This is a genomic window from Citrobacter sp. MGH100 (assembly GCF_001034465.1).
GTDB classification, from domain to species: Bacteria; Pseudomonadota; Gammaproteobacteria; order Enterobacterales; family Enterobacteriaceae; genus Citrobacter; species Citrobacter youngae.
Genome location: NZ_KQ089804.1, coordinates 51,603 through 75,344, shown reverse-complemented (window position 1 = coordinate 75,344; position 23,742 = coordinate 51,603). Strand labels below are relative to the sequence as shown.

The following is a 23,742-nucleotide window of genomic DNA, read 5'->3' as shown; positions in this document are numbered from 1 at the left end:
GGTTGTGCCGGATGCGCTACGCTTATCAGGCCTACGGAATCGAATTGTAGGCCGGGTAAGGCGTTTACGCCGCATCCGGCACTTACGATTCTTGCGTTAACCAAAACCCTTCGCAGCATGTCAGCCACGCCTGAGCGCTGTGCGACAGATACACGCCTTCACGCCAAATCATGCCCAGTTGCCAGCGTAAATCGCTCTCCAGCGGGATCCAGCGCAGCGTCTGTTTATCCAGTCGTTGGCAAATTGGCTCCGGTAAAATAGCGATACCGACGCCGGCTTGCACCATGGCCGCCAGAAAATCCCACTGCCCGCTGCGTACCGCGATGCGCGGCTTGACGTTGTGCTGGCTAAACAGTTCAAGCAGCTGGCGACTCAAGGCGAAATCTTCGTTATAGATCAGCAGCGGGTGCTCCGCTAACGCTTCGGGGGAAATGGACTCACACGTTGTCCACTGACCGGAGCGGGGGACCAGCACGCAGAGCGGATGACTGAAAAGCGGTAAGGTTGCCAGTCCACTCTCTTCCTCGACCGGAAGGGCCGTCATGGCAACATCCAAATCACCGCTCATGACTGCCTGTTGGACGGTTAAGCCACCAAACTCCGATATTTTAAGCTCAACGCCGGGATAACGCTGGCGAAACAGGCTGATGGGACCTGCCATCAACATACCGACCATTGGCGGGATACCAAGGCGCAATAGCCCTTTGTTCAGATGGTTAATGTCGCTAAGTTCGGCTTCAAGCTGGCGAAACTCGGCCAAAATCGCCAGACCGCGCTCAAAAACAACCTGTCCGGTATCGGTCAATAAAAGCCGCCGACCGTCGCGGATTAACAGCGTGCAGTTCAGCTCGTCTTCAAGGTTCTTCAACATTTTGCTGATGGTGGGTTGGGTGACAAAAAGCTTCTCCGCTGCGCGGGTAAAGCTCTGCTGACGCACCACCTCAACAAAATATCGCAGCGTTCTGATATCCATGATTATTCCTTAAGACTATGCCTGCAATGAGTTTAATTCATTTCAGTCCTGGACGGGGGCTCTCTATACTGGCGCTCTCTATTTTTTAAGGACATACCCTCATGGCTGTGGCGATAAGCCGCGTGACGCCTGCTGTCATTCAACGACTCCAGATCCCCGTTCAGGTTCTGTTGTACGCAGGTCTCTTTGTATTTGCTCAATATCTTGTCTCCTGGCTGCATCTACCGCTTCCCGCCAACCTGGTCGGGATGGTGCTGATGTTGGCATTAATTATCTGCCGGGTTATCCCGCTGAGCTGGATACGCGCCGGTGCCCGCTGGTTACTGGCTGAAATGCTGCTGTTTTTTGTTCCGGCAGTGGTGGCCGTCGTCAACTATACGCAGCTGTTGTTAGTCGATGGCTGGCGTATTTTTGCTGTCATTGCGATAAGCACGCTGATGGTGCTCGGTGCCACGGCGTGGGTGGTCGATAAAGTGTATCGCTATGAAATGAGCAGGTTAAACCGTGAGTAATTTCCAGCTAAGCGTGTTGTGTCTGGTGATTACGCTGGGTATCTACTTTGCTAATAAGCGTTTGTATCGCCGTTTTCGTAAATTACCCCTGATGCCGCTGGTCCTCACGCCAGCACTGTTGGTGCTGATGCTGGTGTTCGGGCATATTTCCTGGCAAAACTATATTGGTGAATCGCACTGGTTGCTGTGGCTGTTAGGCCCGGCGACCATCGCCTTTGCCGTTCCGGTGTATGACAACCTTGCCGTGATTAAGCGTCACTGGATGTCGCTGACGGCGGGCGTGGTAACGGCAACGCTGGTGGCCGTTACCAGTTCCGTGTGGCTGGCGCGCCTGTTTATGTTGCCTGATGAGATCCAACGTAGCCTGGCGGTACGTTCCGTCACCACGCCGTTTGCGCTGGCAGCGGCAGAACCCTTGGGCGGGCAGCCGGACCTGGTGGCCTTGTTCGTGGTGGTGACCGGTGTATTCGGTATGGCCGTCGGTGATGTGCTGTTTTTACGGCTTTCCATCCGCGAAGGTATGGCCAAAGGCGCAGGGTTTGGCGCTGCATCGCATGGCGCAGGCACGGCGCGCTCTTATGAGCTTGGTCAGCAGGAGGGCGTGGTTGCCAGTCTGGTAATGATGCTTTCCGGTGTGGTGATGGTGCTGGTGGCACCGCTGGTGGCGAGGCTGATGTTCTGAGAAAAGATATAATCCTCCGGCCCGAAAGCCGGAGGAGAAGGGAGGTTAGTGTGCACGACCTTGCTCTACGCCGTACCCGGTCTGGGAACGGATGAACTGAGCACGGAACTGCTCGCGTTCGCGGTTGCCTTCTTCTGAGTTGTCGGTCGCAGAGAAGAACCAGATCCCGAGGAACGCTACGCTGATGGAGAACAGCGCCGGATATTCATACGGGAAAATGGCTTTTTCGTGACCGAGGATCTGGACCCAAATGGTTGGGCCGAGAATCATCAATACTACCGCTGTTAACAGACCTAACCAGCCACCCAGCATTGCGCCACGGGTGGTCAGTCTTGACCAGTACATGGAAAGCAGAATGATGGGGAAGTTACAGCTGGCCGCGATGGCGAACGCCAGACCCACCATGAAGGCGATGTTCTGATTTTCGAACAGCACGCCGAGCACGATGGCAATCACACCCAATATCAGTACGGTAATTTTCGAGACGCGCAGTTCTTCACGCTCGGTAGCGCCTTTGCGGAACACGTTAGCGTACAGATCGTGAGAAACTGCCGAAGCGCCCGCCAGCGTCAGCCCGGCAACCACCGCCAGGATGGTGGCAAACGCCACTGCAGAGATGAAGCCGAGGAACAGGTTACCGCCCACCGCATTCGCCAGGTGAACCGCCGCCATGTTGTTACCACCGATCAGTGCGCCTGCAGCATCTTTGTACTCTGGGTTAGCACCTACCAGCATGATCGCGCCAAAGCCGATGATAAAGGTCAGGATGTAGAAATAACCCATAAAGCCGGTGGCATAGAATACGCTCTTACGCGCTTCGCGGGCATCGCTGACCGTGAAGAAACGCATCAGAATATGCGGCAAGCCTGCCGTACCGAACATCAATCCAAGACCTAACGACAGGGCGGATATCGGATCTTTTACCAGACCGCCCGGGCTCATAATCGCGGAGCCTTTCGGGTGTACCGCCATCGCTTCGGTAAACAGGTTATTGAAGCTGAAGCCGACGTGCTTCATGACCATGAAGGCCATAAAGCTGGCGCCGAACAGCAGCAGAACGGCTTTAATGATCTGTACCCAGGTGGTTGCCAGCATGCCGCCAAACAGCACGTACATCATCATCAGTACGCCAACCAGCACCACGGCGATGTGATAGTTCAGACCAAACAGCAGCTCAATCAGCTTACCTGCGCCGACCATCTGGGCGATCAGATACAGCGCGACCACCACCAGGGAACCGCAGGCCGACAGAATACGGATTGGCCCCTGCTTCAGACGATAAGACGCAACGTCTGCAAAGGTATAACGACCGAGGTTACGCAGGCGTTCCGCAATCAGGAACAGGATAATTGGCCAGCCGACCAGGAAGCCGAGCGAGTAGATCAGCCCGTCATAACCCGAGGTAAATACCAGCGCGGAAATCCCGAGGAACGATGCCGCCGACATATAGTCGCCCGCAATCGCCAGTCCGTTCTGGAAACCGGTGATGTTACCGCCAGCGGTGTAGTAGTCATTACGCGAACGTACGCGCTTAGACGCCCAGTAAGTAATACCGAGCGTAAAGATGACGAAAATCAGGAACATAATAATCGCCTGCCAGTTGGTTGGCTGGCGTTGAACTGCACCGCTAATAGCATCCGCCGCGTTTGCGGCGAAGGGCAGCGTGGCGGCAAGCGCCGTCAGGACTCTCTTCATGATGCTTTAACCTCGTGCAGAACCGCATTGTTCAGGCGATCAAATTCACCGTTGGCCCGCCAGATATAGATCCCGGTCAGGATGAAGGAGATAAGGATCACACCGACCCCAATCGGAATACCCCGGGTGACGCTGGTTCCCGCGTGTAGCGGCGTACCCAGCCAGCCAGGCGCAAAGGCAATCAGTAAAATAAAGCTGATATAAACTGCCAGCATGATGATGGACAGAATGGTGGCAAACCGTTGCCGTTTTTCTACTAACTCCCTGAAACGCGCACTGTCTTCTATCCGCTGATAAATATTGTCATTCATCACAGAGTCTCCAGAGGTCCCCCTGCGTCTTTCGTGCTACAGGTTCGTTGGCCGCACTCGCCTACCCCAGTCACATAGTGAACTATGTGACTGGGGATATGCTTGCTTGCCGCCTTCCTGTAACACGAAATCCTTTGGGGGAGGTTTTTATATTTCCTTCCCGGTCAGGGGAGGGGTAGGGATAGGATTTGTAGGCCCGATAAGCAGCGCGCCATCGGGCATTTCACGGTTATGGTTATGATGGCATCGCGATGGCCTGCTTCTCTTCGAGCAGTTTCTCTACCACGCCAGGATCGGCGAGGGTTGAGGTATCGCCCAGATTGCTGGTATCGCCCGCCGCGATTTTTCGCAGAATACGGCGCATGATTTTGCCGGAGCGGGTTTTCGGCAGTGAGTCGGTCCAGTGCAGCACGTCTGGCGTTGCTAACGGGCCAATTTCTTTTCGTACCCAGTTGCGCACCTCGGCGTACAACTCAGGTGACGGCTCTTCGCCGTGATTCAGTGTGACGTAGGCGTAAATGGCCTGGCCTTTAATACTATGTGGAATGCCGACCACGGCGGCTTCGGCAATCTTTGGATGCGACACCAGCGCCGACTCGATTTCTGCTGTACCCAGGCGGTGGCCCGAGACGTTCAGCACGTCATCCACACGTCCGGTTATCCAGTAATAGCCGTCTTCGTCACGACGCGCGCCGTCGCCGCTGAAGTACATATTCTTGAAGGTAGAGAAGTAGGTTTGCTCAAAGCGTTCGTGATCGCCAAACAACGTTCTCGCCTGACCCGGCCATGAGTCGGTGATCACCAGGTTGCCTTCGGTCGCCCCTTCCTGCGGGTTACCTTCGTTATCAACGATGGCTGGTTGTACGCCAAAGAATGGACGCGTTGCAGAACCCGCTTTCAGCTCGGTGGCGCCCGGCAGTGGGGTGATCATGAATCCCCCGGTTTCGGTCTGCCACCAGGTATCAACGACCGGACATTTTTCGTTGCCAATTTTCTTCCAGTACCACTCCCATGCTTCCGGGTTAATCGGCTCGCCAACGGAACCCAAAATGCGTAGCGATGAACGGTTAGTGCCTTCAATCGCCTTATCACCTTCTGCCATCAGGGCGCGGATAGCCGTTGGCGCAGTATAGAGGATTGTGACCTGGTGCTTGTCCACGACCTGTGACATACGCGCCGGGGTCGGCCAGTTAGGTACACCTTCAAACATCAGCGTGGTGGCACCGCAGGCCAGCGGACCGTACAGCAAATAGCTGTGGCCGGTAACCCAACCCACATCAGCAGTACACCAGTAGATATCGTCCTGATGGTAATCAAACACATACTTAAAGGTCGTTGCCGCGTAAACCAGATATCCCCCCGTGGTGTGCAGCACGCCTTTTGGCTTACCGGTTGAACCAGAGGTATACAGGATAAACAGCGGATCTTCCGCGTTCATTTCTTCCGGCTGATGTTCAGGGCTGGCTTTTTCTATAAGATCGGACCACCACAGGTCACGGCCTTCCTGCCATTCCGTTTTTCCACCGGTTCGTTTGAGGACGACCACATGCTCCACGGTCTTCACGTTCGGGTTTTTCAGCGCATCATCGACGTTCTTTTTCAGCGGGATGCTGCGTCCGGCGCGCACGCCTTCATCAGCGGTGATCACCAGGCGTGAATTGGAGTCGATAATACGTCCGGCGACGGCCTCCGGTGAGAACCCACCGAAGATGACCGAATGCACCGCGCCAATGCGGGCGCAGGCCAGCATGGCCACCGCAGCTTCCGGCACCATCGGCATATAGATCGCTACCACATCGCCTTTTTTAATGCCTAAATCCAGCAATGTATTGGCGAAACGACAAACATCGCGATGCAGTTCGCGATAGGTAATGTTTTTACTTTGGCTGGCGTCATCGCCTTCCCAGATGATGGCGGTACGATTGCCGTTTTCCTGCAGATGGCGGTCAAGGCAGTTTGCCGCCAGGTTCAGCGTGCCGTCTTCGTACCATTTAATCGACACGTTGCCGGGTGCAAAAGAGGTGTTCTTTACCTGGCTGTATGGCGTGATCCAATCAAGAATTTTTCCCTGCTCGCCCCAAAATGTGTCGGGATCGGTAATGGACTGTTGGTATTTCGCTTCGTACTGCTCCGGGTTTATCAGGCAACGGTCCGCAATGTTTGCGGGAATAGCGTGTTTGTGTATTTGGCTCATGGCTTTTGTTCTCCTTGTAGGATGTTAATAATATGTCGCACAAACGTTAAATGTGGGGGCTTTGCGAGTTTTGTTTAGTATTTGGGCGACAGATCACGCAATAACCGAATTGTGCAAATTAGCGGCAAACTGAATTTTGAAGAGAACTAGCAAAAATTGATTAAACCTCGCGATAACATGCGGTTATATAGAGAGTTTTGAAAAGGTGATCTGTGTCGGGTATAGACAAAAGAGTGAGGGATTAGAAGGGGCAAATAACTCTAAAGTGGTATTTTACATACACTTACAATTGATTAAAAACAACATTTCTTGTGGGGTTTCTTGTTACAAATAGGGTGGAGCAATGTCATGACAGTGTCTAGCCAATGTTGAAATGTCGTGCTGAAAACAAAGCTGACCTGACGTCAGTGGAGAGTCTGGACAATGCCTTTTTAAGGTTGAGTCAGGCTTTGGAGGAAGAACGTGGTTGCCAGGTTTTCTCGGCTATCATCAGTTTACGTACGGTCTCTTTTGAAATCCGGACACCGTATTCTGTGGTCAGAATTCGCCAGATGGCTGACGGATTCATACCCCGGCCGCGTGAGCGAATAAGCTGCAGTGCCTGATCTCTGATGGTGGTGTTTAACTGATGATTGCCGGGCTTTCCACGGCGCCGGCTGACCAGACCGGCTGGCCCCAGCTCGCGATAGCGCTTAATCAGGCGGGAGCACTGACGACGGGTGAGCTCCATGGACTCTGCCACTTCTGCCAGCGTGATTTCCCGCGCCATATAGGCTTCAATCAAATCCAGGCGTAGCGCTTCGTGAAGTGTCAGGAGCACTGGTTTGTTGTCGTCCATTTTTCTCTCATCTGTCGGCCATATCAGATCCACAGGTGAGGGAAGGGCTCATCGCTTCAGGCTGGGGATAAAATCCTGCGGACTGGCCAGCACCGGGTTGATCGCCCTGAGCTCTTCCAGTGCACGCTCCTGAGCGCGCCTGCGGGGCATTTTTGTACTGCGCATTCGCTTTCCTTCAGCCTCCAGCTCGTCCTGTTTCTGCTGTGCCAGCCTCAGAACGGCACCCAGTCGTTTGTTATCAACAACCGCCCCCTGATCAACGCAGGTCAGTTTATCGAAAATCTTATAACCCAGTGGCCGGTGCTGATGCCGGAAAGTAATGCTTCCGTCAGGGTAATCATAAACGGTAATTTTTTCACCTGCTATGCGCGTATTTTGTTCGGTGGGTTCAATGATATACATGACTTTATCATACTGAAAAGTCAGTGCTTTCGATAAGGTCCGTAGCTCCTGCCAGGCGAAGATATCATTCAGCTCCAGTGGACTCTGTGTGACCGCACGGTGCAGATCTTTAGGGTATTTTGCCGGCCGGGAGAAACGACGGTTAAAATCAGACATGAAATGTTCAATCCACTGATTGGCTTCAGCAACCGAGCTGATGTTCTGCAGGCGCATCTCTTTAATCAGTCGATCCTGGAGCGTTTTATTTACCCGTTCCACGCGACCTTTTGCCTGGCTGCTGTTGGCACAAATCAATTCGATCGCCAGTTCCCGGAGAGCCCGTCCGAACTGGGTTGTGCCGGTACGTCGGCTCTCGGGTCCGCTGACCCTGAACACCGCATGCTTGTCGCTGTAAAATGCGACAGGTTTACCATGTTTATCAATGTATTGCCGGGTAGCCATCATGTAGTCAAACGCGTTTTCTGAATCACAGAATCGCAGGTGCATCAGGCGACCTGTGGCGTCATCCATGAAGACCAGAAGACAGCATTTTGGGGCTCTTCCTTCGAACCAGTCATGGTGAGAGCCATCGATCTGAACCAGTTCGCCGAAACAGTCGCGACGATAGCGCGGCTGGTAAACCCGGGTTCGCCGGCGGGAATGAGGACGCCAGAGACCGTCGGCTGTCATCCAGTTACGGATGGTTTCAACGGAGAGATATATATGATGGCGTTCAGCCAGTTTTTCGGTTGCGAGCGTTGGGCCAAAATCTGAATAGTGGCACCGGATCAAATCCAGGGCTTTACAGCGTGTTTCTTCATCGATCCGGTTGTTTGCAGGACGTCCACGGCGGGAAGATGCAAATGCGGTTGCGCCATCTGTCCGGTACAGACGCACAAGACGCTGCACCTGACGAACACTGAGCTTAAGTATGTCTGCTGCGTCGCGCTGAAGCAAAGCCCGGTCAAATACTCGCTGAATGATGCCAAGCCGGTAAAGTTCTTTGTCTGTCATAGTCACCAACATAAGATCGCGGTCCTGTGCTGAGCAAAATGAAGGCTTAGCGTACACGACGCGTGTGAATTGTGCTGAGACGACAATAACGCTTTGTGCTGACAGACAGTATTCGTGTGGTTGCTGTTATGGAAAACAATAAAAGAACCGCCATTGCAGATAATGGCGTCATCTGGATGAGACCCCTATGGCAAGGATAAAATCACGCGTACGCCGTTTCTTCAGCCTGTTAGTACCTTTATTATTTATCTCTGCAGTTCACGCTGAACAAACCCCCGTACCCGCAAAAACCGTCACCGTTGAAGCGAAGAATGAAGTCTTCGCCCCTCAGCATCCCGATCAATATCTCTCCTGGAAAGCCACGTCTGAGCAATCAGCCCGTGAAGATGCGCTGGCAGAAGATCCGCGTCTGGTGATCCTGTGGGCGGGATATCCCTTCTCGCGCGATTACAACAAACCGCGCGGGCACGCGTATGCCGTGACCGATGTCCGTGAAACCTTACGTACCGGTGCACCCAAAACGGCAGAAGATGGTCCGTTGCCGATGGCCTGCTGGAGCTGTAAAAGCCCGGACGTGGCGCGTCTGATCCAGAAAGACGGTGAAGATGGCTACTTCCACGGTAAATGGGCGCGCGGCGGTCCTGAAATTGTTAACAATCTTGGCTGCGGAGATTGCCATAACACCGCGTCACCAGACTTTGCCAAAGGCAAGCCAGAACTGACGCTGTCGCGCCCTTATGCTGAACGCGCGATGGAAACCATCGGCAAACCGTTTGAGAAAGCCGGTCGCTTCGATCAGCAATCCATGGTCTGCGGCCAGTGCCACGTGGAGTACTACTTCGACGGTAAAAACAAAGCCGTTAAGTTCCCGTGGGACGACGGCATGAAAGTCGAGAACATGGAGAAATACTACGACACCATCGCCTTCTCTGACTGGACCAACTCCCTGTCTAAAACCCCAATGCTGAAAGCGCAGCACCCGGAGTATGAAACCTGGAGCGCAGGCATTCACGGCAAGAACAACGTGACCTGTATCGACTGCCACATGCCGAAAGTGCAGAACGCGGAAGGCAAGATCTACACCGACCATAAGATTGGGAATCCGTTCGATAACTTCGCTCAGACCTGTGCGAACTGCCACACCCAGGACAAAGCGTCCCTGCAAAAAGTGGTCGCCGAGCGTAAACAGGCCATTCATGACCTGAAAATCAAGGTTGAAGATCAACTGGTACATGCCCATTTCGAAGCGAAAGCAGCATGGGATGCGGGCGCAACGGAAGCGGAAATGAAGCCGATTCTGGAAGACATTCGCCACGCGCAATGGCGTTGGGACCTGTCTATCGCCTCACACGGTATTCACATGCACGCGCCGGAAGAAGGCCTGCGGATGCTGGGTAGCGCCATGGATAAAGCTGCCGATGCGCGTACCAAACTGGTCCGTCTGCTGGCGACCAAAGGCATCACGCATGAAATCCCGTTACCGGATATCTCTACCAAAGAGAAAGCCCAGGCGGCGATTGGTCTGAACATGCAGCAAATCAATGCTGAGAAGCAGGACTTCATCAAAACGGTGATTCCGCAGTGGGAAGATCAGGCGCGTAAAAACGGTCTGTTAAGCCAATAACCCCATTTCGCCCCGCAAGGGGCGGATAACTCAACGGAGTGAATATGAGCGTATTACGTTCGTTATTAACTGCTGGGGTGCTGGCGTCAGGCTTGTTCTGGAGCCTGAGTGGAATTACTGCCACGCCAACGCCGCAGGAGTCGGATCAACGCTGGACGGTTACCCAACAGCGTAATCCGGATGCCGCCTGTCTGGACTGTCACAAGCCGGATACCGAAGGCATGCATGGTAAGCATGCGGAAGCCATCAACCCGAATAACAAACTGCCTGTCACCTGCACCAATTGTCACGGCCAGCCGTCACCGAACCACCGCGAAGGGGTGAAAGATGTGATGCGCTTTAATGAGCCGATGTACAACGTGGAGCAGCAGAACAGCGTCTGTATGTCCTGTCACCTGCCTGAGCAGTTGCAAAAAGCGTTCTGGCCGCACGATGTCCATGTAACCAAAGTGGCGTGTGCCAGCTGTCACTCACTGCATCCGAAGCAAGACACGATGCAGACGCTGAGCGATAAAGGACGGATCAAGATTTGCGTCGATTGCCACAGCGATCAACGTAACAATCCGAACTTTAACCCGGCGTCGGTTCCGTTGCTTAAGGAGCATCCATGAGTTGCTCTCGTCGCCAGTTTATCACCGGCGTCGGCGCGCTGGTGGCAGTGAGCGGGACGGCGGGACGCGTTGTGGCGAAGACGCTGAACATCAACGGCGTGCGTTACGGTATGGTTCATGATGAGTCTTTATGCATCGGCTGTACGGCCTGCATGGATGCTTGTCGGGAAGTTAACAACGTGCCGGAAGGCGTATCGCGTCTGACGATTATTCGCAGCGAGCCGCAAGGGACATTTCCTGATGTGAAGTATCGCTTCTTCCGTCACTCGTGCCAGCATTGTGACCATGCTCCCTGCGTTGACGTCTGCCCGACGGGAGCATCGTATCGCGATGCCGCCAACGGCATTGTGGATGTGAACCCCGACCTTTGCGTTGGCTGCCAGTACTGTATCGCCGCGTGTCCTTATCGTGTGCGCTTTATCCATCCGGTGAGCAAAACGGCGGATAAATGCGATTTCTGCCGGAAAACCAACCTGAAAGCGGGCAAACAGCCTGCCTGCGTTGAGTCATGTCCGACGAAGGCGCTGACGTTTGGTAATCTGGACGATCCCAACAGCGATATCTCCCGCTTGTTGCAGCAGAAAACCACCTACCGTTACAAGCTGGCGCTGGGCACGAAACCGAAGGTCTACCGCGTTCCCTTTAAATTTGGGGAGGTGAGCCAATGACATCCGCTTCTGCATTTCATTTTGAATCACTGGTGTGGGACTGGCCCATTGCCATCTATCTGTTCCTGATCGGCATTTCCGCCGGACTGGTTACGCTGGCAATTTTGCTACGTCGTTTCCATCCGCAGGCGGGTGGTTCTGACAGCACGCTGCTGCGCACCACGCTGGTGTTAGGGCCGGGGGCGATTATCTTCGGTTTGCTGATTCTGGTGTTCCACCTGACGCGTCCATGGACCTTCTGGAAACTGATGTTCCACTACAGCTTCACTTCGGTGATGTCGATGGGGGTTATGCTGTTCCAGTTGTACATGGTGGTGTTAGTGCTGTGGCTGGCAAAAATCTTTGAAAAAGAGGTGATTGCCCTGCAACAGCGGTTCGTGCCGCGACTGACGATGGTGTCAAAACTCCTGACGCTAATCACGCCGTTCCATCGCGCGCTTGAGACGCTAATGCTGGTGCTGGCGGTTCTGCTCGGGGCGTATACCGGATTCCTGCTGTCGGCGCTGAAATCCTACCCGTTCCTGAATAACCCGATCCTGCCGGTGCTGTTCCTGTTCTCCGGGATCTCCTCCGGTGCGGCAGTGGCACTGATCGCCATGGCGTTACGCCATCGTAGCAACCCACATAGTACGGAAGCGCACTTTGTGCATCGCATGGAAGTCCCGGTCGTATGGCTGGAGGTCTTCCTGCTGGCGGCGTTCTTCGTCGGCCTGGCGCTGGGCGATGACGGCAAAATGCGTGCGCTGGCGGCGGCACTGGGCGGCGGATTCTGGACCTGGTGGTTCTGGCTGGGCGTGGCCGGGCTTGGGCTGATACTGCCGATGCTGCTAAAACCCTGGGCCAATCGCAGTTCGACGTTTCATGGCGTGCTGGCAGTGTGCGGCGCCAGCCTGACCGGCGTACTGCTGCTGCGCTTTTTTATTCTCTATGCGGGTCAGCTAACCGTTGCGTAAGGTGATATCTGGACGTTCTCCTTCCTGAAGCCGGTTTTCTGGCGCTGTTATTAAGCCTCGGGGTCAACGTGTTGACCCCGCTTGCCGTGTTGATAGGTATCCGCCAGCGCTGGCAGGGGGTGATGCGCCTGGCAAGCGTGGGCGTGTGGACGCAATTTGCCCTGCTGCTACTGGCCTTTACCATTCTGGTATTCTGCTTTTTGACCAGCGATTTTTCGGTGGTCTACGTTGCCCAGCACAGCTACAGCCTGCTGCCGTGGGGATTAAAACTGGCGGCGGTGTGGGGCGGTCATGAAGGATCGCTGCTGCTGTGGGTGCTGTTTCTTTCCGCCTGGAGCGCGCTGTTTGCTCTTCGCTATCGGCGTAATACCAACTCGCTGTTTCCGCTGACGCTCAGTGTCCTTTCAATGATAACGGCCCTGCTGCTGCTGTTTGTGGTGGTATGGTCCGATCCATTCGTGCGTATCTTTCCGCCAGCCATTGAAGGGCGCGACCTTAACCCGATGCTGCAACATCTTGGGTTAATCCTCCATCCACCGCTGCTGTACTTGGGTTACGGTGGTTTGATGGTGGCGGCAGGCGTGGCGCTGGCCTCGCTGCTACGTAGTGACTTTAATGCGCAGAGCGCCTGGGTATGCTGGCGCTGGGCCTTGCCCGGCTGGTGCGCGCTGACGCTGGGGATTATCCTCGGCTCCTGGTGGGCGTACTGCGAGCTGGGTTGGGGCGGCTGGTGGTTCTGGGACCCGGTAGAAAACGCTTCCTTATTACCCTGGCTTTCCGCCAGCGCGTTGCTGCATAGCCTGTATATCACGCGCCAGCGCGGGATCTTCCGCCACTGGTCGCTGCTGCTGGCGATCGTCACGCTGATTTTATCGCTGCTGGGGACGCTGATTGTGCGTTCCGGCATTCTCGTTTCGGTGCATGCTTTCGCGCTGGATAACGTTCGTGCCGCGCCGTTGTTTGCGCTGTTTACCGTGTTGAGTCTGGCGTCGCTCGGGCTGTACGCCTGGCGGGGCCAGCAAGTCCGGCAAAATGCTCGTTTTGGCGGTTGGTCACGCGAGATGCTGATTCTGGTTGCGCTGCTGCTCTTTAGTGCGGTGCTGCTGATTGTGCTGATTGGTACGCTCTACCCGATGATTTACGGGCTGTTCGGCTGGGGGCGGCTTTCTGTGGGCGCACCGTACTTTAACCGCGCTACGCTGCCCTTTGGCCTACTGATGCTGCTGGTTATTGTGCTGGCAATGGTCAGAAGCCGCAAAGTGTCTTTCCGCATCCAACTTCCGGCACTGCTGGCGCATGCCGGGGTGCTGGTGTTTGCGGCGGGGATCGTCTTTTCCAGCGGTAGCCGTCAGGAGATAAGCCTGAACCTGAGCCCTGGGCAGCAGGTTGAACTGGCGGGTTACATTTTCCGTTTTGAGCGTCTCGACCTGGAAGCCAAAGGTAACTACACCAGTGAAAAAGCGCAGATCACGCTGTGGCACAATGAGAAACGCATTGGCAGCCTACAACCTGAAAGGCGCTTCTATGCCGCGCGTCGTCAACAGATGATGGAGCCGGGGATCCGCTGGAATCTGTTACATGACTGGTACGCGGTGATGGGCGAAAAAACCGGAGCGGACCGTTATGCCATGCGCTTGTACGTGCAGACCGGCGTGCGTTGGATTTGGGGCGGCGGACTGTTAATGGTCTTTGGCGCGCTGCTGAGCGGATGGCGAGGAAGGAAGCGTGATGCGTAATATCTGCGGTTTTATCGTCCTGTTTTTTATCACTTTCGCCACGCATGCCCAGGTTGTGGACACATGGACGTTTGCCAACCCGCAACAGCAGGAGAAAGCGCTGTCTATTGCCAGCCAACTGCGCTGCCCGCAGTGCCAAAACCAAAACTTGCTGGAATCCAATGCGCCGGTAGCAGTCAGTATGCGCCATCAGGTTTACAGCATGGTGGCGGAAGGGAAAAGTGAAGCCGAGATAACCACGTGGATGACCGATCGTTACGGTGATTTCGTGCGCTACAACCCGCCGTTGAATGAGCAAACGCTGCTGCTGTGGGCGTTGCCGTGCCTGTTGTTGTTACTGGTCGGCGTGGTGGTCTGGCGGGTGAGAAAGCGTCAGCGCGCAGAGGAGGAGGTGCAATGAGTCAGTCCGAACATCCCACTGCGCCGTTACGACCAATGCCCGTGAAGCGGCTGACTGCTGCGGTGGTGCTGATGGTTGTGGCCTGCATCGGCGGTTATCTGTTGACGCCAAAATGGCAGGCGGTGCGGCAGGAACAGGCGCGACTGGCGGACCCTTTACATGCGTTCTCCGATGATAACATTCAGGAAAAACAGCTACTTTCTTTGCAGTCGCAGATTCGTGCTGCTCCACAGGACGGTGTGTTATGGGCGCAACTGGGGGAATATTATCTTTGGCAAAATGCGTATCACAATGCACTGCTGGCCTATGAGCAGGCGCTGCGTTTTCGGGGTGACAACGCCGAAATCTATTCGGCGCTGGCGACGGTGTTGTACTATCAGGCCGGGCAACATATGACACCGCAAACGCGCGAAATGATAGATAAATCCCTGGCGCTGGACGGTAACGAAGTTACCGCGCTGATGTTGTTAGCCTCAGATGCGTTTATGCAGGCTGATTACGCACAAGCGATTTCAGTGTGGCAAAAAGTAATGGATTTAAACTCGCCGAGGGTGAATCGTGCGCAGTTGATCGACTCGATTAATATGGCGAAATTATTGCAGAATCGGCAAAAATAAATTTGTTTTTTTTGTGATTTGTATCATTTTACCTGTTTAAAAAACAGGCAATTGAACAAGTGGGCAAAAAAAACTCATGGAAGAACTTCTTCATTTTTTATCAAATAAAAATTCTTTTATAACAAAAAGTTATTCATGATTACCGATATAAACTCGCGTTTTTATGCATAATTTCAGCTAAACCCCCTGTTCTGAAAGGCTTGCGCGAGATAGCGTGCAAATGATAATGATAATAAGCGTTAAAAAACTCTATAAACGAACGCAACACAAATCATACCCTTTCAGTATGTACTGTTCTCGCATTTTTATATGCGGAATAGCGCTCCATCGAGGAAGTCCGTTGTTATGAAAAATTTGAAAGTCAGCCTGGCATGGCAGATCCTCATCGCCATGGTGCTGGGCATTTTGCTGGGGAGTTACCTGCATTACCATAGTGACAGCCGCGAATGGCTGGTGTTAAACCTGTTGCAACCGGCGGGTGATATCTTTATCCACCTGATTAAAATGATTGTCGTGCCGATTGTTATCTCCACGCTGGTTGTGGGTATTGCCGGGGTAGGCGATGCCAAACAGCTGGGCCGTATTGGCGCCAAAACCATTCTCTATTTCGAAGTGATCACCACCATCGCCATTATTCTCGGCATTACGCTGGCGAACGTGTTTCAACCGGGTTCCGGGATTGATATGTCGCAGCTGGCGACTGTGGATATTTCGAAATATCAAAATACAACCGCAGAAGTGCAAAGCCACGCGCATGGCCTGATGGGCACGATTTTGTCACTGGTGCCGACCAACATCGTCGCATCGATGGCGAAAGGCGACATGCTGCCGATTATCTTCTTTTCGGTGTTATTCGGTTTAGGCTTGTCTTCGCTGCCAGCTACTCACCGCGAGCCGCTGGTGACCGTGTTCCGCTCTATTTCCGAAACCATGTTTAAAGTGACGCACATGGTGATGCGCTACGCGCCGGTTGGCGTTTTCGCGCTGATTGCTGTGACCGTCGCGAACTTCGGTTTTGCCTCACTGTGGCCGCTGGCGAAGCTGGTACTGTTGGTGCATTTTGCCATCCTGTTCTTTGCGCTGGTGGTGCTGGGTATCGTGGCGCGTGTCTGTGGTCTGAGTATCTGGATCTTAATCCGTATCCTGAAAGATGAGCTGATTCTGGCTTACTCTACCGCCAGCTCCGAGAGCGTACTGCCGCGTATTATCGAGAAAATGGAAGCCTATGGCGCGCCAGCCTCAATTACCAGCTTTGTGGTGCCGACCGGTTACTCATTTAACCTTGATGGCTCAACGTTGTACCAGAGTATTGCCGCTATTTTCATTGCGCAGCTGTACGGTATCGACCTGTCACTATGGCAGGAAATCGTATTGGTGCTGACGTTGATGGTCACCTCGAAAGGGATTGCAGGCGTGCCGGGCGTCTCCTTCGTCGTACTGCTGGCTACGCTTGGCAGCGTCGGGATCCCGCTGGAAGGCCTGGCGTTTATCGCCGGCGTTGACCGTATCCTCGACATGGCGCGTACCGCGCTGAACGTGGTGGGGAATGCACTGGCGGTGCTGGTAATCGCCAAGTGGGAACACAAGTTTGACCGCAAGAAAGCGCTGGCTTACGAGCGCGAGATGCTGGGTAAATTTGATAAGACCGCGCAGTAATTAGTGATGGGTGCCTGATGGCGACGCTCACGCGTCTTATCAGGCCTACAAAGGATGTGTAGGCCTGATAAGCGTAGCGCCATCCGGCAACCAGCATCAACCATTGGTCAGCTTTTCAAACTCTTCACAGCCGGTATCAAATCCTTCCATACAGCTCAGATTCAGCCAGTGCAGCGCCTTCTGTTTATTCTTCACGATAAAACCCTGCTCGCCGTTTAAGAACATCATTCCGGCCCAGTACTCGGAATAACCGGTGCGGGAGATGGCCGAGCTGCGCTTGAAATACCATGTGGCCTTTTCATCGTCAGCAGGAATACCCACGCCATTGGCGTAGATCAGTCCGAGCAGCATTTGTGCATCGACAGTGGAGTCATTTTCCAGATCTTCAGAGGCGTTTTGCAGCAATGTAATGGCTTTGGGGTAATCTGTGCGTCCAGCCTGCGTGTTCACCAGAATTCTCGCCAGCGTAATTTCCCCCGCCTTACTGCCTGCCTCAGTCGCTTTTTCGGCCAGCGTTTTGGCTTGTGGATAATCCAGACTGACCGGGTTGGTTATCTTAATTTGCGCCAGTAAGGCCCAGGCATCCGCATCGCCATTGTCGGCTGCTTTTTGCGCCCAGTATTCGGCTTTGCTCAAATTGCCTGAACTAAACCAGGTATCGGCGAGAAAGTATTGTGCGCGTCGGTCTCCTGCCTCAGCGGCCTGTAAGTACTGGCTTCCTGGCTCAGTATCACTGGCATGGGCAAAGAATGTCATAAAGAACATCAATGCAATGAGTTGTTTCATTTTGAGTTTTATTTAGGGTACGGAATGAACAGTATAAAGAGATCGTATGGATAAAAAAACAGCCTCCGGGCGGAGGCTGTTGCAGAACAGGTACGTAAACGGACTAACCCATCGCGCTTTCGCGCAGACTGGCTTTCAGCTTGGTGTACTCATCAATCACATACTGTTCGGCGGCGCGCTGATCGGCAATGCGTTCAACGTTAACGGCACAGTACTTGTACTCCGGCGTTTTGGTAATCGGGCTCAAGTTCTCGGTTACCAGCTCATTACAGGCCCCAATCCACCACTGGTAGGTCATGTAAATCGCGCCTTTGTTTGGACGATCGCTGACTGCCGCACGGGTAATGACCCGACCTTTACGCGAGTTCACCCACACCAGCTCTTCATCCTGGATGCCCAGGCGTTCTGCGTCGGCGGTGTTGATCTGGGCATAGCCCGGTTCATCCGCCAGCGCGGCCAACGCCGCACAGTTACCGGTCATCGAACGGCAAGAGTAGTGGCCGACTTCACGCACCGTTGATAGTACCATTGGGTACTCTGGGGTGAGTTTGTCGATTGGCGCTACCCAGTCACAAGTGAAGAACTGCGCCAGGCCGTTCGGGGTGTCGAACTTCTCTTTGAAGAGGTAAGACGTCCCCTGGTCGGCATCGGATGTGTCGCGGCAAGGCCACTGGATATAACCCAGTTCGCCCATCTTCTCGTAAGTGGCACCGTAGAAATCCGGGCACAGATGACGCAACTCGTCCCAGATTTCCTGGGTGTTGTTGTAGTGCATCGGATAGCCCATACGGGTGGCGATTTCACTGATAATCTGCCAGTCCGTTTTCAGATCCCACTTCGGCTCAACGGCTTTAAAGAAGCGCTGGAAGCCACGGTCAGCCGCGGAGAATACGCCTTCATGCTCACCCCATGACGTAGACGGTAAAATAACGTCTGCGGCAGCGGCGGTTTTGGTCATGAAGATATCCTGTACGATGACCAGTTCCAGATCCTCAAAGCCTTTACGTACCGCGGAAAGCTCAGCGTCGGTCTGTAATGGATCTTCACCCATAATGTAGGCCGCACGAACTTCGCCATGGGCCGCACGGTGCGGCAGCTCGCTGATGCGATAGCCGGTATGTGCAGGCAGGCTTTCCACGCCCCAGGCTTTGGCGAATTTCTCGCGGTTCGCCGGATCTTTCACGTACTGATAGCCCGGATAGGTATCCGGCAGCGCGCCCATATCGCATGCGCCCTGAACGTTGTTCTGGCCACGAACCGGGTTAACACCGACGCTTGGCTTACCGAGGTTACCAGTCAGCATTGCGAGGCTGGTCAGTGAACGCACGGTTTCCACGCCCTGATAGAACTGGGTAACACCCATGCCCCACAGGATGGCCGCACTTTTCGCCGTGGCATACATACGTGCAGCCTGACGGATATCGTGCGCGCTCACGCCCGTGATATCTTCGACGGACTCCGGCGTGTAGCCTTCGACAATCTTGCTGTACTCTTCGAATCCTTCCGTACGCGAGGCGACGAACGCCTGGTCGTACAGTTTTTCTTCGATGATGACATGACCCATAGCGTTAAGCAGCGCGATATTCGAGCCGTTTCTCAACGCGATGTGCATGTCAGCAATACGCGCAGTTTCAATTTTGCGCGGATCGCAGACGATAATTTTCGCCCCGTTACGTTTAGCGTTAATCACGTGATTCGCCACGATAGGGTGGGAATCCGCCGGGTTGTACCCGAAGATGAACACTAAATCTGTGTTATCAATTTCATTGATAGCATTACTCATTGCGCCGTTACCGACCGATTGGTGCAGACCTGCAACCGATGGGCCGTGTCAGACGCGAGCGCAGCAGTCAACGTTATTGGTACCAATAACGGCGCGCGCGAATTTTTGCATTACATAGTTGGTTTCGTTACCCGTACCGCGAGATGAACCGGTCGTCTGAATGGCGTCCGGGCCATACTTCGCTTTGATGGCGCTCAGGCGATCGGCGACGTAATTAAGCGCTTCATCCCAGGAAACGGATTCCAGTTTGCCGCCACGCTGGCGACGGATCATTGGGGTTTTCAGACGAGGGGTCAGGATCTGGGTATCGTTGATAAAATCCCAGCCATAGTAGCCCTTCAGACACAGGGTACCCTGGTTGGTTTTCCCCTGCGCCGCTTCAGCCCGGACGATTTTGCCGTTATCGACCACCAGGTTGATTTTGCAACCTGATGCGCAATATGGGCAAACCGTGACGACTTTTTTCATCGGTCTCGCTCCAGTTAATCAAATCGCGCATACGCGCTTGTCGCTTTAGTTATGCATCTTTTATGCCATGTTTTTATCAGGGGCATTCATCGATATTACGGGCGAATTTTGCGCAAAACCCTGACGAAAAACAGGCTGTCGTCATATTTGACGTGACGAATCTCCAATACGTGACGCCCCGGCAGTGTGACCGAGGTTATGTTTCCCACACATCCTTGTGCCTTATCGCTGTCACTCTGGGCAGAATCAATCACACTCATTTAAGTTGGCCAGCAATGGGGAAAAACAATGAAGCCAGCCATACTGGTTGTGGATGATGACGTGGCAGTCTGCTCGCTTTTACAGGATGTGCTGAACGAACACGTCTTTGCGGTGACCGCTTGTCACACCGGGCAGGAGGCGTTGCGCTGCATTGAGACTCAGCCGGAGATCGCGCTGGTGTTATTGGACATGATGTTGCCCGATATCAACGGCCTGATGGTGCTGCAGCAGGTGCAAAAGATGAGGCCCGGACTGCCGGTGGTGATGCTGACCGGGCTTGGTAGCGAGTCGGATGTGGTGGTCGGGCTGGAAATGGGCGCTGACGATTACATCGGTAAACCGTTCAATGCCCGGGTGCTGGTGGCGCGGGTGAAGGCGGTGCTCAGACGCGTCGGTGTGTTAACACCCGAAAGCAGCGGCCCACAAACTACGGGGTTATCCTTTAATGGCTGGCATCTGGACACTGCAGGTTGTCAGTTACGTAATCCTCAGCAATTGAAGGTTGAACTGACGCAGGGTGAATACAGTCTCCTGTTGGCGCTGGCGCAAAATGCCCGTCGGGTGCTTAGCCGCGAACAATTGCTGGAACTGACGCGCAGCGACAGCGTTGAGGTGTTTGACCGCACCATTGATGTGTTAATCATGCGGCTGCGGCGAAAAATAGAGATCAACCCGCACCAACCGATGTTGATCAAAACCCTGCGCGGGCTGGGCTATGTATTCGCCGCCGACGTGCAGCATCACGACAAGGCGGCGTAAACGCCTTATCCGGCCCACAAAAGCGATAACGACCTCGTAGGCCTGATAAGCGTAGCGCATCAGGCAACAGCCATTCCGGCTTTTAACTCTGCCAGCGTTTTCGCGCCGTCGATTGCATTGGCGCACAACAAGCTTGCCCGCGCGCAGGCGTGTGCCAACCTGACGCTGTCCGTCAGCGACCAGCGCTCATGACAGCCATACAAAAATCCGGCGCAAAACGCATCACCCGCCCCGACGCTGCCAACGATCTCCTCCTGCGCCAGGTACTGCGACGGGATCCAGACGCCCGGCAGATCCGGCGCTTCACCCCAGGCACCTTCCGGACAGTGAATAACCACCCGCTGGCGTACGCCCGCATTCAGCAGTTCGCGCGCGGCGGTGGCGATGTGCGGGATATGCAACTCGCCGTTGGGCTGGCGGATCTCCAGCCCGCTGAACTCTCCGGCTTCCAGCTCGTTAATCACCAGATAATCGAGATGGCGCAGGGCGGGCATCACCAGCGGCTGGTAGCGCGGGTCGCCCTTGCGTGAGACCAGATCCAGCGATGTTTCAAAGCCGTTGTCGCGCATTTGCGCCAGCAGCCGAGCGCTACGCGTGCCGTACTCTTCATCCGGCATGTCCAGGCTGTCGAGCAGCAGCAGATAGCCAAGATGGAAGATTTTCATCGAGGTATCCAGTTGCTCAAAAGCGGGCAGATCCAGCAGGCGATTTGCGCCGGGCGAATGAAAAAATGTGCGCTGACCGCTCGGGTCGGTCATCACCTGCGACATTGACGTAGGGGCTGATGTTGTGCGCTGAACATGCTGGCGATTAACGTGATACTGTTCCAGCATCGCCATGATGTAATCGCCATCGCTGTCCTTGCCAATTAAGCCCACCGCCTGCAGCGGCAATCCGGTGTGCATTTTTGCCAGTGTAAGCAGCACGTTCAGCGGCGCACCGCCCGTGGCGCGTTCGCTACGGGTGATTTCTGCCAACCAGCCGCGCTCCGGCCACTGCACAATCTGATGTACATGATCGACCAGCATGTTGCCTGCGGCGATAATGCCTTTACGTTCCATCAGATTTGCCCCGCGCTGCCAAAAATACGCATCTGCTCTGAAACGGTATCAGTAATGGCCTCTTCAATGCTGAGCAGCAGTTCGGCGAATTCGTCGTACAAGGGCTGACGATTCGCCATCCGCGTCTCCACTGCTGACAGCGCCGCCTGCGACATGCCCGTATAAAAGTTGATTTTGTGAATGCCAAGCTCGATTGCCCGACGGAAATCGTCGTCGCTGATGCCGGAACCGCCGTGCAGTACCAGCGGGATCGCCGCTTGCTGGCGAATGGCGTCCAGACGCGGGAAGTCGAGCACCGGTTCGCCTTTATATTTGCCGTGGGCATTGCCAATGGCGACCGCCAGCGCGTCAATACCGGTTCTGTCGACGAAATCACGCGCCATCATCGGGTCGGTGAATAGCGACTCGTCGGCATGACCGTACAGCGCGCCGCCCTCATCACCGCCCACTGCGCCCAGTTCAGCTTCCACAGACACGCCGACAGCGTGGCACATCTTCACCACTTCGCGGGTTTGACGGATATTTTCTTCATATTCCAGCGTGGATCCATCGAACATCACTGAGCTGAAACCTAAGCGTAACGCTCGCACCACCGACTCAAAGTGCAGGCCGTGGTCAAGATTCAGCACTACCGGAATGTCATGTCTGGCGGCTTCGAACTTGACCGCTTCGACCAGAGAATCCAGCGAGATATATTTAAAATGCACTTCGGCGATATTGATGATAAACGGCGAACGTTCCTGCTTTGCCGCGGCAAACAGCGCACGCAGGAAGTGTGAGTCCAGAACGTTAAATGCCCCTAAGGCATAGCGGTGCTCGCGGGCATGGGCAAGCCCATCGGCGAGAGATATCAACGGCATAATGCGCTCCTTGGTTAGCGGAACAGGCGATATTCGTTACACAGCACCAGCAGCGCCGGTTCGTCTTCTTCAATGTCGTTGTAGCGGGAAATCGGTTGCAGAAAATGGTTGTCGTGGTCGTCGTCATTAACAGAAGAGACCTCGCCAACCAGCACGTCGCCAAAACCTTTTTCCGCCCAGAAGCTGTGATACAGGCCCGGCGGCAGGCAGATGCTCTCACCCGGCGTCAGGCGTAGTTGGCTGCCCGCGGCATGGGTTTGTCGACAGCCGTCAATCACCACATTGACGTCGCTGTCCTCCGTTTGTTCTCTGATACCGGCGTTCCACAGTTCGACAATCAGATTGCCGCCGCCGCGATTGATAATGTCTTCGCGTTTGCGCCAGTGAAAATGCATCGGCGTGACCTGTGCATCGCGAACATGCATGATTTTCTCGGCGTAGCATTTCTCGTAAGGCATGCCTTTCGGCGAACCATTACGCAGGGTGAACAGCGTTAATCCTTGGGCGGCGAAATTGTTGCCGCCGAACGCGGTGACATCCCAACCGAGCTTAAGGTCGAACACTTCGCTCCAGGCAGCGGCATCAAGCTTGCGCCATTGGGTCGGCGGGAAACTGGCAAAAGGGGGGAGATGCACGTCGTGCAGAGAGAAAAACTGGCGCGTGTGGCCAAGGATCTCGTTTATTGCGGAGCGTTTCATTGATTCTCCTGTGGCTGATAAGATGACCTTTATGCGGCCCTCTCGCAAAGGGAGAGGGAGAAAATCAAAAGCTTTCCCATGGATCAAATGGGATACCATCCGGTTACCTCTCCCTCACAGCAGAACAGGGAATCGTTATATTTTATTGTGTTTTTTTATGGGGTGGTGTGATTCATTCAATAAAATGATAAATGAAAAGAA

The 23,742-nt window shown here is 54.4% G+C and carries 21 protein-coding genes and 1 pseudogene; 11 read left to right on the top strand and 11 right to left on the bottom strand.

Annotation, left to right across the window (positions count from 1 at the left end; genetic code table 11):
- Positions 1-82: 82 nt before the first annotated feature.
- Positions 83-973 carry a LysR family transcriptional regulator gene (locus SK32_RS22415; protein WP_040229800.1) on the bottom strand — a complete coding sequence of 297 codons (891 nt, stop codon included), beginning with the start codon at positions 971-973 and terminating at the stop codon, positions 83-85.
- Between the two features lie 101 nt (positions 974-1,074).
- On the opposite strand from SK32_RS22415, the gene SK32_RS22410 reads away from it, so the two are divergent.
- A complete protein-coding gene (locus tag SK32_RS22410) occupies positions 1,075-1,485 on the top strand; it encodes a CidA/LrgA family protein (RefSeq protein ID WP_048213917.1) in 411 nt (136 codons plus the stop codon).
- The gene (locus SK32_RS22405; protein WP_003031745.1) at positions 1,478-2,167 is read left to right on the top strand and encodes an LrgB family protein; all 690 of its coding nucleotides are present in this window, start codon (positions 1,478-1,480) and stop codon (positions 2,165-2,167) included. The genes SK32_RS22410 and SK32_RS22405 overlap by 8 nt, the downstream gene beginning before the upstream one ends.
- Positions 2,168-2,212: 45 nt before the next feature.
- On the opposite strand, the gene actP is transcribed toward SK32_RS22405, so the two are convergent.
- The 5 genes from actP to SK32_RS22380 all read right to left on the bottom strand — a co-directional run bounded on the left by actP (position 2,213) and on the right by SK32_RS22380 (position 8,600).
- Entirely contained in the window at positions 2,213-3,862 is a 1,650-nt protein-coding gene (gene actP / locus SK32_RS22400) for a cation/acetate symporter ActP (protein WP_048213916.1), read from the bottom strand.
- On the bottom strand, positions 3,859-4,173 hold the full coding sequence (locus tag SK32_RS22395; RefSeq protein WP_006688274.1) for a DUF485 domain-containing protein: 315 nt from the start codon (positions 4,171-4,173) through the stop codon (positions 3,859-3,861). The genes actP and SK32_RS22395 overlap by 4 nt, the downstream gene beginning before the upstream one ends.
- 235 nt (positions 4,174-4,408) lie before the next feature.
- Entirely contained in the window at positions 4,409-6,367 is a 1,959-nt protein-coding gene (acs, locus tag SK32_RS22390) for an acetate--CoA ligase (RefSeq protein WP_048213915.1), read from the bottom strand.
- 442 nt (positions 6,368-6,809) lie between these two features.
- Positions 6,810-7,205 carry a helix-turn-helix domain-containing protein gene (locus tag SK32_RS22385; protein WP_004143398.1) on the bottom strand — a complete coding sequence of 132 codons (396 nt, stop codon included), beginning with the start codon at positions 7,203-7,205 and terminating at the stop codon, positions 6,810-6,812.
- A gap of 48 nt (positions 7,206-7,253) precedes the next feature.
- On the bottom strand, positions 7,254-8,600 hold the full coding sequence (locus SK32_RS22380) for an ISNCY family transposase (protein WP_077253535.1): 1,347 nt from the start codon (positions 8,598-8,600) through the stop codon (positions 7,254-7,256).
- A 187-nt stretch (positions 8,601-8,787) separates the two neighbouring features.
- Here SK32_RS22380 and nrfA point away from each other — a divergent pair, with 187 nt between their 5' ends.
- The 8 genes and pseudogenes from nrfA to gltP all read left to right on the top strand — a co-directional run bounded on the left by nrfA (position 8,788) and on the right by gltP (position 16,865).
- Entirely contained in the window at positions 8,788-10,224 is a 1,437-nt protein-coding gene (gene nrfA / locus SK32_RS22375) for an ammonia-forming nitrite reductase cytochrome c552 subunit (RefSeq protein ID WP_048213914.1), read from the top strand.
- 44 nt (positions 10,225-10,268) lie between these two features.
- Positions 10,269-10,835: a cytochrome c nitrite reductase pentaheme subunit gene (nrfB, locus tag SK32_RS22370; protein ID WP_048213913.1), complete on the top strand. Its 567-nt coding sequence runs from the start codon at positions 10,269-10,271 to the stop codon at positions 10,833-10,835.
- Complete coding sequence (gene nrfC, locus SK32_RS22365; protein ID WP_005132585.1) at positions 10,832-11,503, top strand: cytochrome c nitrite reductase Fe-S protein; 672 nt, start codon at positions 10,832-10,834, stop codon at positions 11,501-11,503. The genes nrfB and nrfC overlap by 4 nt, the downstream gene beginning before the upstream one ends.
- Positions 11,500-12,456, top strand: a complete 957-nt coding sequence (nrfD, locus tag SK32_RS22360; RefSeq protein WP_048213912.1) for a cytochrome c nitrite reductase subunit NrfD — start codon at positions 11,500-11,502, stop codon at positions 12,454-12,456. Before nrfC ends, nrfD begins: the two co-directional genes overlap by 4 nt.
- 8 nt (positions 12,457-12,464) lie before the next feature.
- A complete protein-coding gene (locus SK32_RS22355) occupies positions 12,465-14,192 on the top strand; it encodes a heme lyase CcmF/NrfE family subunit (protein WP_075551461.1) in 1,728 nt (575 codons plus the stop codon).
- A 25-nt stretch (positions 14,193-14,217) separates the two neighbouring features.
- A pseudogene (nrfF, locus tag SK32_RS26780) lies at positions 14,218-14,592 on the top strand (heme lyase NrfEFG subunit NrfF); the annotation flags it as partial.
- Positions 14,589-15,209 carry a heme lyase NrfEFG subunit NrfG gene (gene nrfG, locus SK32_RS22345; RefSeq protein WP_048213909.1) on the top strand — a complete coding sequence of 207 codons (621 nt, stop codon included), beginning with the start codon at positions 14,589-14,591 and terminating at the stop codon, positions 15,207-15,209. The pseudogene nrfF and the gene nrfG, both read left to right, overlap by 4 nt.
- 345 nt (positions 15,210-15,554) lie before the next feature.
- Positions 15,555-16,865 (top strand): glutamate/aspartate:proton symporter GltP, encoded by a 1,311-nt coding sequence (gene gltP / locus SK32_RS22340; RefSeq protein ID WP_048213908.1) that lies wholly within the window; start codon positions 15,555-15,557, stop codon positions 16,863-16,865.
- Positions 16,866-16,961: 96 nt separating this feature from the next.
- On the opposite strand, the gene yjcO is transcribed toward gltP, so the two are convergent.
- Entirely contained in the window at positions 16,962-17,651 is a 690-nt protein-coding gene (gene yjcO, locus SK32_RS22335; protein ID WP_048213907.1) for a Sel1 family TPR-like repeat protein YjcO, read from the bottom strand.
- 103 nt (positions 17,652-17,754) lie between these two features.
- On the bottom strand, positions 17,755-19,902 hold the full coding sequence (gene fdhF, locus SK32_RS22330) for a formate dehydrogenase subunit alpha (RefSeq protein ID WP_082193781.1): 2,148 nt from the start codon (positions 19,900-19,902) through the stop codon (positions 17,755-17,757).
- A gap of 288 nt (positions 19,903-20,190) precedes the next feature.
- Here fdhF and SK32_RS22320 point away from each other — a divergent pair, with 288 nt between their 5' ends.
- Positions 20,191-20,922, top strand: a complete 732-nt coding sequence (locus SK32_RS22320; RefSeq protein ID WP_048213905.1) for a response regulator — start codon at positions 20,191-20,193, stop codon at positions 20,920-20,922.
- Between the two features lie 59 nt (positions 20,923-20,981).
- Here SK32_RS22320 and SK32_RS22315 read toward each other — a convergent pair whose 3' ends face one another.
- Genes SK32_RS22315 through SK32_RS22305 form a run of 3 tightly spaced genes read right to left on the bottom strand, consistent with a single transcriptional unit; the run spans position 20,982 to position 23,541 of the window.
- Complete coding sequence (locus tag SK32_RS22315; protein WP_086523536.1) at positions 20,982-21,986, bottom strand: carbohydrate kinase family protein; 1,005 nt, start codon at positions 21,984-21,986, stop codon at positions 20,982-20,984.
- Positions 21,983-22,843, bottom strand: coding sequence for a ketose 1,6-bisphosphate aldolase (locus SK32_RS22310; RefSeq protein ID WP_048213903.1), 861 nt, complete (start codon positions 22,841-22,843; stop codon positions 21,983-21,985). The genes SK32_RS22315 and SK32_RS22310 overlap by 4 nt, the downstream gene beginning before the upstream one ends.
- Before the next feature lie 14 nt (positions 22,844-22,857).
- A complete protein-coding gene (locus SK32_RS22305; protein ID WP_048213902.1) occupies positions 22,858-23,541 on the bottom strand; it encodes a D-lyxose/D-mannose isomerase in 684 nt (227 codons plus the stop codon).
- Positions 23,542-23,742: the final 201 nt, after the last annotated feature.